The following is a 15,182-nucleotide window of genomic DNA, read 5'->3' on the forward strand; positions in this document are numbered from 1 at the left end:
TAATGCGATGAAGGGAGATTAAGTCAATGAGGTACTTAACAGCAGGTGAATCACATGGTCCACAATTGACCACAATTATTGAAGGAGTTCCAGCAGGACTTTACATAGAGCAGGATGACATCAATTATGAATTGGCTAGAAGACAAAAAGGTCATGGCCGAGGAAGAAGAATGCAGATAGAAAAAGACCAGGCAAAAGTGTTAAGTGGCGTTCGCCACGGGAGAACATTAGGTTCGCCAATCGCTCTTGTTGTTGAAAATAACGACTGGAAGCACTGGACAAAGGTGATGGGAGCAGAGCCGATCACAGAAGAAGAAGAAATTGAAATGAAGCGTCAAATCTCTCGTCCAAGACCAGGACATGCGGATTTAAATGGTGCGATTAAATACGGACACCGTGATATGAGAAACGTATTAGAGCGCTCGTCAGCGCGCGAGACAACTGTTCGCGTAGCAGCAGGCGCAGTTGCCAAACAAATCTTGGCGCATCTAGGGATTAAAGTAGCTGGCCACGTTCTTGAAATTGGCGGAGTGAAAGCAGCTCATACAGCATATGAGTCTATTGAAGATTTGCAAAAGGTAACAGAAGAATCACCTGTTCGCTGCTATGACAGTGAAGCAGGTCAGCAAATGATGGATGCAATTGATGAAGCGAAGAAAAATGGCGATTCAATTGGCGGAATTGTTGAAGTCATCGTTGAAGGGATGCCGGTTGGGGTTGGCAGCTATGTTCATTACGACCGTAAATTGGACAGCAAGCTTGCAGGCGCTGTACTTAGTATCAACGCTTTTAAAGGGGTTGAATTCGGTATTGGCTTCGAGGCAGCCTCTAAAAATGGCAGTGAGGTCCATGATGAAATCATCTGGGATGAAGAAAAGGGCTATACGAGAAAAACAAACCGCCTAGGTGGCCTTGAAGGCGGAATGTCAACTGGTATGCCAATTGTCGTAAGAGGGGTTATGAAACCAATCCCAACGCTTTATAAGCCGCTTCAAAGCGTTGACATTGAAACAAAAGAACCTTTCTCTGCAAGTATTGAACGCTCTGACAGCTGCGCTGTTCCTGCTGCAAGTGTTGTTGCAGAAGCAGTCGTGGCATGGGAAATTGCCAATGCGGTTGTGGAGCAGTTTGGCCTTGACCAAATTGACCGCATTAAAGAAAATGTTGAAAAAATGCGCCAGCTTCAGAGGGAATTTTAATGAAAACACTGGAAGTTAAGACGTCATCAGCCACTTATCCTGTATTTATCGGTGATGGGATTAAACGCAATATCGTCGACTTGATAACTTCCACTGGGCATTCCTATACGAAGCTCTTAATCGTCACAGATACAGCTGTTGATGCCATTTATGGTGATGAAATGGTTCGCTTACTTCAAGAGAAGTGGCCTGTGAACAAAGTGGTTGTGCCAAGCGGAGAGCAGTCAAAATCCTTTGCCGAATTTGAGCATATTCATACGAAAGCCATTCAATTTCAGCTTGATCGATCCTCCTGTATTATTGCGCTGGGAGGCGGTGTGATTGGAGATTTGGCTGGCTTTGCTGCTGCCACTTATATGAGAGGCATTGACTTTATCCAAGTGCCGACGACGCTGCTGGCACATGATAGTGCAGTTGGCGGGAAAACAGGGATCAACCATCCGCTCGGTAAAAATTTAATCGGTGCGTTTCATCAGCCGAAAGCTGTGATCTATGATACTAGTATGCTTGAGACTCTATCTCAAATTGAACGAAGATCAGGCTTTGCAGAAGTCATCAAACATGCATTGATTTCTAGTGAAGACTTTTTATCAGAACTAATGTCCATTCGTTCTTTGTCGGATTTATCAAAGAGTGAGCTGGCACATATGCTGTATCAAGGTATTCAAGTCAAAGCGTCAATTGTTCAAGAAGATGAAAAAGAACAAGGCGTGCGTGCATTTTTGAATTTAGGCCATACACTGGGGCATGCCATCGAAGCAGAATACGGATACGGCGTCATCACGCATGGAGATGCCATTGCAATCGGCATGCAGTTTGCGCTGTATGTGAGCGAAAAGCAGCTAGGGCTCAGCCTTAATCGTTTGGAACTAAAAGAGTGGATGCAAGAGCTTGGATTCCCTGTACAAGTCACACCAGATATTTCAACGAAAACATTTGTTGACCGGATGATTGGTGATAAAAAAGCAAGAGGCGGAAGTGTTCAATTTGTTTTATTAAAACAGATTGGAGACGTCACCTTACAGTCTTTCACAAAAGATGAGCTGCACTACTGGCTCGAAGAATGGAAACGGGAGGAGGGATGTCTATGATGTTTCGCGGGATACGTGGGGCTACAACTGTGATAGAAGATACAGAAACTGAAGTGTTAAACAAAACGAAACAGCTGTTAGAAGCGATTATTTCAAGAAACCAAGTAGATCCAGAACGTGTCGTGCAGATCTTGATTTCAGCTACACAAGATATTCACTCCGTTTTTCCGGCAAAAGCACTTCGTCAATTTGAAGGATGGACATATGTACCGGTTACTTGCATGCAGGAACTAGACATTGATGGCGGTTTAAAGCAATGTATTCGTGTCTTAATGACTGTCCAGACAGATACAAAGCAGGAAGACATACAGCATGTGTACTTGGAAGAAGCTGTGACGCTTCGCCCTGATTTACAGTTGACAAAAAACAAGGAATTATAATACGATATGAACAGCCGAAGTTTACACACAGGTGTAAACGGCATTGCAAGCTTAGAGAAGATGAGAATGAGACTAGGGTAGTTGAGATGAGTAGAGTTGAGCAGAGATACGATACTTCTATTTAATCATACTGCCTAAAAGAGAAACCCTCTTTTAGGCTTATTTCGTATACTCATACAAACCCTCTATATGTCCCCTCATTCTCCTTAATCCCATTTAAGGAGTGTGCTTATGAATTCCCAATCAAACCTGACCCAATTTTTAAAGGACAGTGAGTCCTACAAAACGATCCCAATTGTTGAAACCATTACAGTCGATACGCTCTCACCGATTCAAATTGTTGAAAAACTCAAACAAGATATTGTGTATTTGCTAGAAAGCAAAGATGAGTCTTCCAGCTGGTCGAGATATTCCTTCATTGGATTGCATCCGTTTTTAACCTTACATGATGACCAAAACAAATACATTGCACGTGACGCTGCGGGGCAGGAAGTCATGCAAAAGCAAGAGCTGAAAGAACTGCTGGATTGGATGAAAGAGCAATATCAAATCAAAGCGCCAGATATTGATATCCCATTTACAGGTGGGGCTGTTGGGTACTTAAGCTACGATCTGATTCCAAATATTGAACCTTCTGTCAGGCCTCATCGAAACGCATCGCTGGCAGAAAATTGCACATTATTTGTCTGCCAAACGATGATCGCCTTTGATCATGAAACGAATCATGTTCATTTTATCCAGTACACCCAGCTAACCGGACATGAAGCAGAAGACGAAAAAATACGCGCTTACAAAGAAAATCAAAAACAGCTTGAACAGATGATTCACAAGCTCCATTCAAAGACTGATATGAAAGAACTGATTTTAACAGGGAATATGAACGAGCCGCCATCCTTTGAACATGTGACGTCAACCTATGAAAAAGCGCAATTTTTAAAGGACGTAGAAAAAATCAAAGAATACATTCGAGCGGGTGACATTTTCCAAGGCGTCCTCTCGCAGCGATTTGATATCCCTGTATCAGTGAGTTCATTTGAGTTATACCGCGTGCTTCGGATTGTGAATCCATCTCCATATATGTATTTTATGAAATTAAAAGATCGTGATTTAGTCGGCAGCTCGCCAGAACGATTAATCCATGCCAAAAACAGGCATCTAGAAATCCATCCTATTGCAGGCACAAGAAAAAGAGGAAGAACAAGAGAAGAGGATGCTGAGCTAGCAAAAGAGCTGCTTGAAGATGAAAAGGAAAAAGCGGAGCATTACATGTTAGTGGATCTTGCCAGAAATGATGTAGGCCGTGTGGCAGAATACGGCAGTGTGTCCGTACCGACCTTTACAAAAGTAGTGAATTTTTCACATGTCATGCACATTATCTCCATTGTGACAGGAAAGCTAAAGCGGGATACACATCCAGTCGATGCGCTCATGTCCGCTTTCCCAGCAGGCACATTAACAGGTGCCCCGAAAATAAGAGCGATGCAATTATTAAATGAAATGGAGCCTGAGCCAAGGGAAACGTATGGCGGCTGTATTGCTTATATTGGATTCGACGGTAATATCGACTCCTGTATTACCATTCGTACGATGAGCGTCAAAAATCAGACCGCTTCTATACAAGCAGGCGCCGGCATTGTGGCTGATTCTGTCCCAGAAAACGAATGGGAAGAGACTTGTAACAAGGCAGGAGCACTTCTGAAAGCCATTCAGCTTGCGGAACATATTTTCTCAGAAAAGGAGAGTGTGCAGGATGAATCACCGACTATCAGCTCTTGTTAATGGAGGCTTTCTATCAGAAAATGAAGCAAATAAACTCATGCATGATATGATGAGCGGCGTTTTAACAGATGCTGAAGTCGCTGCAAGTCTCTCGATTTTAGCGCATAGAGGAGAAACCGCTGAAGAAATGACGGGTTTTGTGAAAGCCATGCGGCAAAATGCAGCACCAATGGAACGATCGCTTGATGTTGTTGATACTTGCGGCACAGGAGGCGATGGCCTCTCCACCTTTAATATATCAACTGCCGCTGCGATTGTCGCTTCCGCTGCTGGAGCCAAAATCGCCAAACATGGAAATCGATCAGTTTCTTCTAAAAGCGGGAGTGCCGATGTACTAGAGTGTCTTGGGATTCACATTCAATCCACACCGGAAGAAACAAGAAGACAAATACAAGAGAAAAACATGGGCTTTTTATTTGCACCATTGTATCATTCATCTATGAAACAAGTAGCCACAGTCCGCAAGCAGCTCGGCTTCCGGACGGTATTTAATCTGTTAGGACCGCTTTGCCACCCAATGCAAGCCAAAAAGCAAATCATCGGCGTCTACTCAAAGGAAAAGGCAAAATTAATGGCAAAAGCCCTTGCGCCATTAGAGCCAGAACATGTGCTGTTTGTTTGCGGAGAAGATGGGCTGGATGAATTAACGATTACAGCAAATTCATATGTGATTGAACTCAAAAAAGATGTCATGACAGAATATACACTCAATCCAGAAGACTTTGGGCTGCAAAAAGGATATTTATCAGATATTCAGGTCCAATCACCGGAAGAGAGCGCCAAATTGATTCAGAATATATTGAATCATCAAACAGTAGGGGCGCCGCTTCATATTACAGCCCTGAATGCTGGAGCGGCTTTATATGTCGCAGGGAAGTCAGAAAACCTCATGGCAGGAACATTAAAAGCGATTGAAACGATTAAAAACGGCGCAGCCAAAGAACAATTGGCTCGTTTAAAACAAAAAACGAGAGAGGAAGAGATCTATGCTTAATCAAATCATTGCCCGCAAAAAAGAACATGTCCAAACATTGCAGTTACCAGTAGATGAACACTTTGAAAGACGATCATTTAAAGAAGCACTCATGAATCCTCATCGCTCAATTGGTCTAATTGCTGAGGTGAAAAAGGCGTCTCCTTCCAAAGGAATCATTCAACCAAATTTTGATCCTTTACAAACAGCAAAAGCTTACGAAAAATCCAACGCTGATTGCTTATCTGTTTTAACGGATGAACCATTCTTTCAAGGAAAAAACGAATACTTATCCCTCATTAAAAAACACGTAGATCGTCCAATTTTAAGAAAAGATTTCATCATTGACTCCATACAGGTAGAAGAGTCAAGACGTATAGGAGCAGATGCCATTTTATTAATTGGAGAAGTACTTGAGCCGCAAAAGCTGCACGAGCTCTATGCTGAAGCGAAAGAGAATGGACTTGATGTCCTTGTCGAAGTACATGCAGCAGATACACTGGAAAATATTTTAAAGTTGTTCACTCCTGAAATCATTGGAGTGAACAACCGGAATTTAAATACATTTACAACAACAGTTGAACAAACAAAAGAGATCGCCCCCCTCGTTCCAAAAGAGGTCTTACTAGTGAGTGAGAGCGGTATTCAAACATTTGATGATCTAACCTTTGTGAAGAATCATGGAGCGGGTGCAGTCCTTGTAGGAGAATCATTAATGAGAGAACAATCACAAGAAAAAGCCGTTCAGGCATTGTTTGGAGAATGAACAGGATGAAGCCTTATGTAAAATATTGCGGGGCAGTATCACAAGAAGATGTGGAATGTATTGCGCAATCTCACGCAGAGGCCATCGGATTTATTTTTGCTCCAAGTAAAAGACAAGTCCTTCCAGATCAAGTGAAACAATGGCTCACCCAAACAAAATGTAAGAAAAAGATTGCCGGTGTATTCGTAAATGAAAAGATTCAAAGAGTGCGCGAGATCTCAAAACAGATACCTTTAGATATCGTACAGCTTCATGGAGATGAAACGCAGGATGACGCAAAAGAAATCAAACAACAAACAGGGGCTGTCGTTTGGAAAGTGTTCCATCACGAGCTCGATTTAACAAGAACGCTTGAAAAAATGACGTCATTTGCGCCTGTTGTCGATGGCTTCCTCATTGATGCGAAAGTAAAAGGGATGAGAGGCGGCTCTGGAACAGCTTTTGCTTGGGAGGCAGTGCCTCTATACGTTAAACATGCAAAACGGCTGGAGAAGACTTGCGTAATTGCAGGCGGCATCACACCAGAAACGATAGCAGATCTGCTCGCCTATGGTCCAGAAGCGATCGATCTTTCAAGCGGAATAGAAGAAAACGGAAAGAAAAGCAGCGCTAAGATCGAAGCGCTCGAAGAAAGGATGTTAAATGATGTACGCATATCCAAATGAAATTGGCAGATACGGAGAATTCGGAGGGAAATTTGTCCCGGAAACGCTCATGCAGCCACTTGCAGAAATTGAACAGGCATTTCGTGAATTAAAAGAAGATCCTGCTTTTCAAGCAGAGTATGTATCACTACTTCGAAACTATTCAGGCAGACCAACTGCGCTTACATATGCTGACCAAATATCAGCATACCTCGGCGGCGCAAAGATCTATTTAAAAAGAGAAGATTTAAACCACACTGGTGCTCATAAAATTAACAATGCGCTTGGGCAGGCCCTGCTTGCGAAAAAAATGGGGAAATCAAACATCATCGCGGAAACAGGCGCAGGTCAGCACGGAGTAGCTGCTGCAACGGTAGCCGCAAAGTTCGGGTTATCCTGCACGGTCTTTATGGGAAAAGAAGATGTGGAAAGACAATCACTCAATGTCTTCCGAATGAAACTGCTTGGCGCTGAAGTCATACCTGTCACAAGCGGAAATGGTACATTAAAAGATGCAACAAACGAAGCCATTCGCTATTGGGTTCAGCACTGCAGTGATCATTTTTATATGATCGGCTCCGTTGTTGGCCCTCATCCGTATCCTCAAATTGTCAGCGAGTTCCAGCGCATGATTGGTGATGAAGCAAAAGAGCAACTGCTTGAAAAAGAAGGAAGACTTCCTCATAAAGTCATTGCTTGTGTTGGCGGCGGAAGTAATGCCATTGGAATGTACCGGGCATTTTTAGATGAAGAGGTAGATATCATTGGTGTAGAGGCAGCTGGAAAAGGAATCGATACGCCACTCCATGCTGCAACCATCACGAAAGGAACCAAAGGTGTGATCCACGGGTCTTTGACCTATTTAATCCAAGACGAATTTGGCCAGATTATTGAGCCATATTCGATTTCCGCTGGTTTAGATTATCCGGGAATTGGACCAGAGCACGCCTATTTACATGCGAGCGGACGGGTTCAATATGTGAGTGCGACAGATCAAGAAGCACTAGATGCCCTAAAACTGCTGACTGAAAAAGAAGGAATACTTCCAGCAATTGAATCTGCACATGCGCTCGCCAAGGCGTTTGAGGTAAGCAAGACGATGAATGAAGATGAAATCGTCCTTGTCTGCCTGTCAGGAAGAGGCGATAAGGATGTGCATACATTAATGAACGTGCTTGAAAGTGAGGGGAAACAAAATGATTAGATTTCAATTAGAGCAAGGCGAAAAATTATTCATCCCATTTATCACAGCAGGAGATCCGTCAGAAGACATCACGATTGATTTAGCTATCTCCCTTCAAGCAGCCGGTGCACATGCGATTGAACTCGGTGTTCCTTATTCGGATCCACTAGCGGACGGTCCTGTCATTCAAAGAGCCTCCAAAAGAGCTCTAAATCATGGCATGAATATCGTAAAAGCGATAGAATTAGCAGGGAAGATGAAAAAAAACGGTGTAAAAATTCCTGTAATTCTATTTACGTATTATAATCCTGTGTTACAATTAGACACAGAATACTTTTTCGCTTTACTGCGCAAAAATCATATTTCGGGACTCTTAACACCCGACTTGCCGTTTGAAGAGAGCAGCGAGCTGCAAAAGAACTGTCAAACCCATGACATTTCATATATTTCACTCGTTGCACCAACAAGCAAAGAACGATTAGTAAACATTGTAGAGCAGGCAGAAGGTTTTGTGTATTGTGTTTCATCTCTTGGTGTAACAGGTGTCAGACAATCCTTTGACGCGTCAATTACAGATTTTATTCAACAAGTGAAACAGCTGAGTCACATACCGGTTGCGGTCGGTTTTGGCATCTCAACAAGAGAGCAGGTAGACTCAATGAATAAACTGAGTGACGGCGTCGTTGTCGGCAGTGCACTTGTGAAAAAAATTGAAGAGCTTCAAGAACAATTGCTGGCAAGTGATACACGTCAAGAGGCTTTAAGAGAATTTGAAACATATGCAAAAACATTTAGTCCCCTCTATTCATTCAAATGAGGTGAAACATTTTGCAAATCAAAGATCAATTAAAACAGCTAAAACCGTATCAACCTGGGAAACCAATTGAAGAGGTCAAAAAAGAATATCAATTAGACAAAATTGTGAAATTGGCTTCAAATGAAAACCCTTTTGGATGTTCCGTACATGCAAGAGAGGCGATACAGGCCGAGCTCGAACATTTAGCGATTTATCCAGATGGATACAGCGCAAGTTTAAGAACGGAGCTGGCTGAATTTCTTCAAGTAAGTGAAAAACAATTAATTTTCGGGAATGGCTCAGATGAACTTGTGCAAATTATTGCAAGAGCATTCCTTGATCAACATACAAATACTGTAATCCCATCTCCATCTTTTCCGCAATACCGTCACAATGCAGTGATTGAACATGCTGAAATTCGAGAAGTGCCTCTTTTAGACGGAGGAGCTCACGATCTGAAGGGCATGCTGGATGCGATCGATGAAAACACGAAGGTTGTCTGGGTATGTAATCCAAATAACCCGACGGGAAATCATTTGTCAGAATCTGAGATTGTGGCGTTTTTAGACGAAGTGCCGGCTCACGTGCTTGTTGTACTAGATGAAGCGTATGTTGAATACGTTCGTGCAGAAGATTTTCCAGACAGTTTATCTTTATTACAATCCTATCAAAATGTCATTGTACTTCGAACGTTTTCTAAAGCGTATGGACTTGCAGCACTTCGAGTAGGCTACGGGATTGCATCAGAAGAGCTGATTACTGCCATTGAACCAGCGAGAGAGCCGTTTAATACTAGCCGTATCGCTCAGGCAGCTGCGCGTGCAGCGATAAAAGACCAAGACTTCATTCAATCATGCAGACAGAAAAATGAAGCAGGTCTCAAGCAATACCAAGATTTCGCTGAACGTTTTGGACTATATATCTATCCATCTCAAACAAACTTTGTGCTGATTAATTTTAAACGAGATGCAGATGAATTGTTCAATGCATTATTGAAAAAAGGTTACATTGTTCGTTCCGGTAAAGCACTTGGTTTTCCGACTTCTTTACGTATTACCGTCGGAACAAAAGAGCAAAATGAAGAAATTCTAAGTACACTTGCCGATTTACTGCAAGGCATTCGTGCGTAGCATAACCATAAAGTCATATCCTAATGCAGGATATGGCTTTCATTGTACCAACCTCCTATACATATAAGCCGTTGAAATATGTTGTTTAATTTTCGCGAAAAATCAGGTGATGAATATGAACGATGCAAACGAAACTGTATTAATCGCTGGACTCGGTTTAATCGGTGGGTCCATTGCACTCTCGATTAAAAAAGAGTATCCTCATAAAAAAATTGTAGGATTTGATGTTTCCAAAGAGCAAATGGTTGCTGCAACAAAGCTGGGAATTATTGATGCAACAACTGATTCGTTTCTGACTGGATTAGAAGAATCTTCGACCATTATTTTGGCAACACCTGTCCAGCAAACTGTAAAGATGCTTAGTGATATTGCAGACTCTGGAATTGAAAGAGAGCTCACAATCACTGATGTCGGCAGCACAAAGCAAAAGGTTGTCCATTTTGCTGAAAAAGTGCTGCCTGAACATTACCAATTTATTGGTGGACATCCAATGGCAGGCTCTCATAAGTCAGGTGTTATTGCAGCAAAAGACTTTTTATTTGAAAATGCGTTCTACATTTTAACGCCTGCAAAGGAAACAAACCGTCAAGCTGTTGATCGGTTGATGGATTTGTTAAAGGGGACAAATGCTCATTTCATCGAGATGACACCAGAAGAACATGATGCTGTGACAAGTGTCATTAGCCATTTTCCTCATATTGTTGCAGCCAGCCTTGTGCATCAAGCGCATCATTTTGAAGAACAATTCCCACTTGTTAAACGGTTTGCTGCTGGTGGCTTTCGTGATATCACACGAATTGCTTCAAGCAATCCTGCAATGTGGCGGGATATCCTGCTGCACAATAAACACAAGATTTTAGACCGTTTTCATGAATGGAAAAAAGAGATTAACCGCATTGAGACCTTCGTACAGCAAGAAGATGCTGAAGGATTGTTCTCTTATTTTCAAGATGCAAAGGAATATCGAGATGGACTTCCTCTAAGGAAAAAAGGAGCCATTCCTGCTTTTTATGATCTGTATGTCGATGTTCCGGATCATCCTGGGGTCATTTCGGAGATTACAGGGCATTTAGCAAGTGAAAACATTAGTATTACAAATATCCGTATTATAGAGACGCGAGAAGACATTAATGGGATTTTACGCATTAGTTTTCAAACAGATGACGACCGGAAGCGTGCAGAAATCTGTATAAAAAATAGAGCGAATTACGATACATTTTATGCTGACTGAGGTGACAAACATGAAAATTCATAAAAATGCTCCAATGAATGGAGAAATTCATATCCCAGGTGATAAATCTATTTCACATAGATCAGTGATGTTTGGTGCAATTGCTGATGGAACCACAGTAGTGAAAAACTTTCTTCCTGGAGCTGATTGTTTAAGTACGATTGATTGCTTTAGAAAGATGGGCGTTGAAATTGAACAAAAAGGGACAGATGTTGTCATTCATGGTAAAGGACTGAAAGAGCTCAAGGAGCCGTCTGACATTCTCGATGTTGGCAACTCTGGTACAACCATTCGTTTAATGATGGGAATATTAGCTGGTTGTGAGTTTCACAGTACACTAATTGGTGATGAGAGTATTGCCAAAAGACCAATGAAACGTGTGACGGGCCCGCTTAAACAACTAGGAGCCAAAATAGACGGCAGAGCAAATGGCGAGTATACACCGCTGTCTATTCGTGGCGGTCATTTAAAAGGCATAACTTATGAGTCTCCAGTGGCAAGTGCACAAATTAAGTCAGCTGTCCTTTTAGCAGGGCTGCAAGCAGAGGGCACAACGACATTAACTGAACCACATAAATCAAGAGATCATACAGAAAGAATGCTCTCAATGTTTGGTGTAAAACTAGATGAAGATGAACAAAGTGTTTCCATTGAAGGCGGCCAAACATTAACAGCAACAGATATATTTGTTCCTGGGGACATCTCTTCAGCTGCATTTTTCCTTGTAGCTGGATCAATCGTTCCTAATAGCCGGATTGTCTTAAAAAATGTCGGGCTAAACAAAACAAGAACAGGTATTATTGATGTACTGAAACTTATGGGGGCAAATCTTGAAATCAATGAAGTAGATGCCAAAGGCGGAGAACCGTACGGTGATTTAACCATTTCTACTTCATCATTAAAAGGGATTGAAATTTCTGGTGACATGATTTCAAGACTCATCGATGAAATTCCGATAATTGCGCTTCTTGCGACCCAAGCAGAAGGAACAACAATCATTAAAGATGCTGCTGAGTTAAAAGTAAAAGAAACCAATCGAATTGATACAGTCGTATCAGAACTTAAAAAACTCGGTGCTGATATTGAAGCAACAGATGATGGTATGAAGATTCATGGTAAAACTATGCTTCAAGGCGGCGCAGTCGTCTCAAGCTACGGAGATCACCGTATCGGTATGATGCTGGGAATTGCCGCATGTGTGACAAAGCAAGCAATTGAGATTGAAGATACAGAAGCTGTTCGTGTCTCATACCCGAATTTCTTTGAACACATTGAATATTTAACAAAAACAGTCTGAGGATGTCCTCAGGCTTTTTCTTTCCTTCTGCATATTTGTCAGAAATATAGCATAGCTTGTCTCAAGGTGAAACCTTGAAAAAAAACATTTTGTCCGATAAAAATAGTGTCTGCAGTTTACAAATCATCAGTTTCGTATAGGATGAAATGAAAAACAGTCTTTAAAACACAAAAATGGGTTCATTTTAAAAGAGCAACATATTTGCTGGATGTGCACCTGTCGATTATGATATGAAGTAACAATAGTTTAGGTTTTTGGAAACAGAAAGGAACGGTTTGATTTGAATAGTTCATTACAAGAAGCCATAAAATTAGTTGAGGCGGGTGAGACTGAAAAAGGACTCCAAACACTTGCTCAAGCAGAGAAACATTTGCACGATGAAGAAAAAGCGCAAGCGGCTCAATTATATTATGATTGGGGAGATATCGATAAAGCACGGAATCTCATCAGTGATTTACATGATTTATATCCAGAGGAAACAGGTTTAACGTGTTTTTATGCAGAGCTGCTGATTGACTCTGATGAAGAAGAGAAGGCGATTGCAGTATTAGAAACGATTCCTGAAGATGATGATGCGTACCCAGAGAGTTTATTGTTAATGGCAGATTTGTATCAGATGCAAGGACTATTTGAAGTCAGTGAACAAAAGCTTTTAAAAGCGAAAGAACTACTTCCGAATGAAGCTATCATCGATTTTGCATTAGGTGAGTTGTATTTTTCTCAAGGTCTTTCAAAGAAAGCGGCTGATTTTTTCTACAAAGTGGCAGATCAACAGCATGAGGTTGGCGGTGTCAATGTGTATCAGCGGCTTGCTGAATCACTCAGTACAGCTGGAGAATTTGAGGATGCACTTGAATGGTACGAAAAGGCAGTAAAAGATCAAGCAGACCCGAACACTCTTTTTGGCTACGGATTTACAGCGATGAGGGCTGGCAGAACAAAAACAGCCATTCAGCAGCTTACAGAACTGAAAGATATTGATCCGTCCTATTCGTCACTTTATATGCCTTTAGCGAAAAGTTATGAGGAAGAAGGACTATATCACGAGGCTTTAGAGGTAGTAAAAGAGGGTATTAAAGTTGATGAGTATAACAAAGAATTATATTTATATGGTGCCAAGATTGATTTGAAAAATGGGGATTCAGTAGATGCGAAAAAACTGCTTCAAGAAGCACTTGCTCTCGATCCGGGTTATATTGAAGCAGTTCAAACATTGCTGGCGATCTATTTAAATGAGGAGCTGTTTGATGAAATTCTAGATGTTATTAAAGAGGTTAAAAGCTTTGGGGAAGATGATCCAAAATGGAATTGGTATGCAGCATCTGCTTCTGTCGGGCGAGAAGAATACAAAGAAGCTGCCGAGTATTTCAAGCTTGCCCTGCCTGATTTTGATGAGGAACGTGACTTTTTATATGAATACGCTTCGTTCCTTTTAGAAGAGGGCAGACAAAAAGAAGCATTGCCGTTATTACGCAAAGTTCTAGAGAAAGATGGCACGAATGAAGAAATTGAAGAAACGATTTTAAGAATTGAAGACGAAATTTCCTTATAGTTTGCAGGAATGAAGAACTGGTTTGTTGAATAATTCATGTATAGCAATTTAATTTACGATAGAGGAGGGAATAACATGCAGACCCCTGTTTCTGTCAATGAAAAGAAGGAATTTATCCGGTGGTTCTTAAACCATTATCAGCTAAAGCGAAGAGAGTGTGTTTGGATATTAAATTATTTAATGAGTCACGACTCTTTGATGGAAAAGGTTCATTTTGTAGAGCAAGCAGAATTTTGCCCAAGGGGAATTATTATGTCAACACACTGTGTGGATGAAGTTCCCTTTAGATTTTATAAAGAAAACATCATGACGACAGATGCTGAAAAGTCATTTCATGATATTCGTTTGAATAAACAGCAGGATTTGTTTATTCAATTGAATTTCCGTTCTGCTTATCGTTCGCCGGAATATGCAGCTGTTCTTGAAACAAATCCCCATATTCCAAAGGATCTTTATGAGAACGAAAAAGATAAGGATCTTGCTGAAAAAGTGCTTGAGCACTCAATCGCAACTTTCCAAAAAGAACGGCTCATGAAAGAGATAGATGAAGCACTCGACCGTCATGATCAAGAAACATTTAATAAGCTGGCAAAAGAATTAAGCCTATTGTCATAAACTGAACGAATAAGCCTTGCCCTATACAGGCAGGGCTTATGTCATGAAAGAGGGGAAATTGATGAAGTTTCAAGCAGAGGACGCGGATCGCTTTTTGCAATCTAAAGCTTACATTGATACCGCTATCATTCCATTAGTTGGGATTGATGCAGAGCAAATGAAACAAACCGTGTCTTTAGGAGAGTTTACTATTCTTGTAGCAGAGGAACTTGAAAGACAATTAAAAGGGCGGGTTTTTCTTTTTCCACCACATACATATTTGGAAGTGAGTGACCAGAAACAAGAAGACATACTCACAATGAAGCAGTCGCTCAAAAATCATTTTCAGCATGTCGCACTGATCACATCTGATCACCAGTGGAAAGAGCATGCTGAGATTAGAGAATCGCTATTTTTGCTCAAGCCGGTTCCGCTGGAGCATTTGAAGGTTGAATTAAAGCAAAAAGTCATTCAAGACAGTGTAGAACAAATTTTGAACTTTTTGTTACAAAAATGGAACCCTTCATAAAAACCCTTACATTTGCATTGTACATAGCTTTTTAGGAT

The 15,182-nt window shown here is 41.3% G+C and carries 15 protein-coding genes; all 15 read left to right on the plus strand.

Features of this window, described 5'->3' with window-relative positions:
* Positions 1 to 26 precede the first annotated feature (26 nt).
* The gene (gene aroC / locus QSJ46_RS08080) at positions 27 to 1,199 is read left to right on the plus strand and encodes a chorismate synthase (protein WP_285604539.1); all 1,173 of its coding nucleotides are present in this window, start codon (positions 27 to 29) and stop codon (positions 1,197 to 1,199) included.
* A complete protein-coding gene (aroB, locus tag QSJ46_RS08085; RefSeq protein WP_047203214.1) occupies positions 1,199 to 2,290 on the plus strand; it encodes a 3-dehydroquinate synthase in 1,092 nt (363 codons plus the stop codon). The genes aroC and aroB overlap by 1 nt, the downstream gene beginning before the upstream one ends.
* Positions 2,287 to 2,670, plus strand: coding sequence for a chorismate mutase (aroH, locus tag QSJ46_RS08090; RefSeq protein ID WP_024422804.1), 384 nt, complete (start codon positions 2,287 to 2,289; stop codon positions 2,668 to 2,670). Before aroB ends, aroH begins: the two co-directional genes overlap by 4 nt.
* Before the next feature lie 231 nt (positions 2,671 to 2,901).
* Positions 2,902 to 4,449 carry an anthranilate synthase component I gene (gene trpE, locus QSJ46_RS08095; RefSeq protein ID WP_039179554.1) on the plus strand — a complete coding sequence of 516 codons (1,548 nt, stop codon included), beginning with the start codon at positions 2,902 to 2,904 and terminating at the stop codon, positions 4,447 to 4,449.
* Positions 4,421 to 5,443 (plus strand): anthranilate phosphoribosyltransferase, encoded by a 1,023-nt coding sequence (trpD, locus tag QSJ46_RS08100; protein WP_039179552.1) that lies wholly within the window; start codon positions 4,421 to 4,423, stop codon positions 5,441 to 5,443. Before trpE ends, trpD begins: the two co-directional genes overlap by 29 nt.
* Positions 5,436 to 6,188 carry an indole-3-glycerol phosphate synthase TrpC gene (gene trpC, locus QSJ46_RS08105; protein ID WP_107163421.1) on the plus strand — a complete coding sequence of 251 codons (753 nt, stop codon included), beginning with the start codon at positions 5,436 to 5,438 and terminating at the stop codon, positions 6,186 to 6,188. The genes trpD and trpC overlap by 8 nt, the downstream gene beginning before the upstream one ends.
* A complete protein-coding gene (locus QSJ46_RS08110) occupies positions 6,185 to 6,853 on the plus strand; it encodes a phosphoribosylanthranilate isomerase (protein ID WP_285604540.1) in 669 nt (222 codons plus the stop codon). Before trpC ends, QSJ46_RS08110 begins: the two co-directional genes overlap by 4 nt.
* The gene (gene trpB, locus QSJ46_RS08115; protein ID WP_073979675.1) at positions 6,834 to 8,036 is read left to right on the plus strand and encodes a tryptophan synthase subunit beta; all 1,203 of its coding nucleotides are present in this window, start codon (positions 6,834 to 6,836) and stop codon (positions 8,034 to 8,036) included. Before QSJ46_RS08110 ends, trpB begins: the two co-directional genes overlap by 20 nt.
* Positions 8,029 to 8,832: a tryptophan synthase subunit alpha gene (gene trpA / locus QSJ46_RS08120; RefSeq protein ID WP_041109616.1), complete on the plus strand. Its 804-nt coding sequence runs from the start codon at positions 8,029 to 8,031 to the stop codon at positions 8,830 to 8,832. Before trpB ends, trpA begins: the two co-directional genes overlap by 8 nt.
* A gap of 11 nt (positions 8,833 to 8,843) precedes the next feature.
* Positions 8,844 to 9,941 (plus strand): histidinol-phosphate transaminase, encoded by a 1,098-nt coding sequence (gene hisC / locus QSJ46_RS08125; RefSeq protein WP_285604541.1) that lies wholly within the window; start codon positions 8,844 to 8,846, stop codon positions 9,939 to 9,941.
* A gap of 115 nt (positions 9,942 to 10,056) precedes the next feature.
* Positions 10,057 to 11,172 carry a prephenate dehydrogenase gene (locus QSJ46_RS08130; protein ID WP_047203221.1) on the plus strand — a complete coding sequence of 372 codons (1,116 nt, stop codon included), beginning with the start codon at positions 10,057 to 10,059 and terminating at the stop codon, positions 11,170 to 11,172.
* 10 nt (positions 11,173 to 11,182) lie between these two features.
* Positions 11,183 to 12,469, plus strand: a complete 1,287-nt coding sequence (aroA, locus tag QSJ46_RS08135) for a 3-phosphoshikimate 1-carboxyvinyltransferase (protein ID WP_047203222.1) — start codon at positions 11,183 to 11,185, stop codon at positions 12,467 to 12,469.
* Positions 12,470 to 12,749: 280 nt separating this feature from the next.
* On the plus strand, positions 12,750 to 14,021 hold the full coding sequence (locus tag QSJ46_RS08140; protein ID WP_058837950.1) for a tetratricopeptide repeat protein: 1,272 nt from the start codon (positions 12,750 to 12,752) through the stop codon (positions 14,019 to 14,021).
* A gap of 75 nt (positions 14,022 to 14,096) precedes the next feature.
* On the plus strand, positions 14,097 to 14,636 hold the full coding sequence (locus QSJ46_RS08145; RefSeq protein ID WP_008344562.1) for a ReoY family proteolytic degradation factor: 540 nt from the start codon (positions 14,097 to 14,099) through the stop codon (positions 14,634 to 14,636).
* Between the two features lie 61 nt (positions 14,637 to 14,697).
* Positions 14,698 to 15,144 carry a YpiF family protein gene (locus QSJ46_RS08150; protein WP_285604542.1) on the plus strand — a complete coding sequence of 149 codons (447 nt, stop codon included), beginning with the start codon at positions 14,698 to 14,700 and terminating at the stop codon, positions 15,142 to 15,144.
* Positions 15,145 to 15,182 lie beyond the last annotated feature (38 nt).

The sequence above is a fragment of the Bacillus sp. YKCMOAS1 genome (assembly GCF_030268125.1).
Classification (GTDB): domain Bacteria; phylum Bacillota; class Bacilli; order Bacillales; family Bacillaceae; genus Bacillus; species Bacillus safensis.

What these genes read in the sequence shown, in the direction of transcription:
- aroC (WP_285604539.1), top strand. Translation starts at nt 27, where the DNA reads ATGAGGTACTTAACAGCAGGTGAATCACATGGTCCACAATTGACCACA.
- aroB (WP_047203214.1), top strand. Translation starts at nt 1,199, where the DNA reads ATGAAAACACTGGAAGTTAAGACGTCATCAGCCACTTATCCTGTATTT.
- aroH (WP_024422804.1), top strand. Translation starts at nt 2,287, where the DNA reads ATGATGTTTCGCGGGATACGTGGGGCTACAACTGTGATAGAAGATACA.
- trpE (WP_039179554.1), top strand. Translation starts at nt 2,902, where the DNA reads ATGAATTCCCAATCAAACCTGACCCAATTTTTAAAGGACAGTGAGTCC.
- trpD (WP_039179552.1), top strand. Translation starts at nt 4,421, where the DNA reads ATGAATCACCGACTATCAGCTCTTGTTAATGGAGGCTTTCTATCAGAA.
- trpC (WP_107163421.1), top strand. Translation starts at nt 5,436, where the DNA reads ATGCTTAATCAAATCATTGCCCGCAAAAAAGAACATGTCCAAACATTG.
- QSJ46_RS08110 (WP_285604540.1), top strand. Translation starts at nt 6,185, where the DNA reads ATGAACAGGATGAAGCCTTATGTAAAATATTGCGGGGCAGTATCACAA.
- trpB (WP_073979675.1), top strand. Translation starts at nt 6,834, where the DNA reads ATGTACGCATATCCAAATGAAATTGGCAGATACGGAGAATTCGGAGGG.
- trpA (WP_041109616.1), top strand. Translation starts at nt 8,029, where the DNA reads ATGATTAGATTTCAATTAGAGCAAGGCGAAAAATTATTCATCCCATTT.
- QSJ46_RS08130 (WP_047203221.1), top strand. Translation starts at nt 10,057, where the DNA reads ATGAACGATGCAAACGAAACTGTATTAATCGCTGGACTCGGTTTAATC.
- aroA (WP_047203222.1), top strand. Translation starts at nt 11,183, where the DNA reads ATGAAAATTCATAAAAATGCTCCAATGAATGGAGAAATTCATATCCCA.
- QSJ46_RS08145 (WP_008344562.1), top strand. Translation starts at nt 14,097, where the DNA reads ATGCAGACCCCTGTTTCTGTCAATGAAAAGAAGGAATTTATCCGGTGG.
- QSJ46_RS08150 (WP_285604542.1), top strand. Translation starts at nt 14,698, where the DNA reads ATGAAGTTTCAAGCAGAGGACGCGGATCGCTTTTTGCAATCTAAAGCT.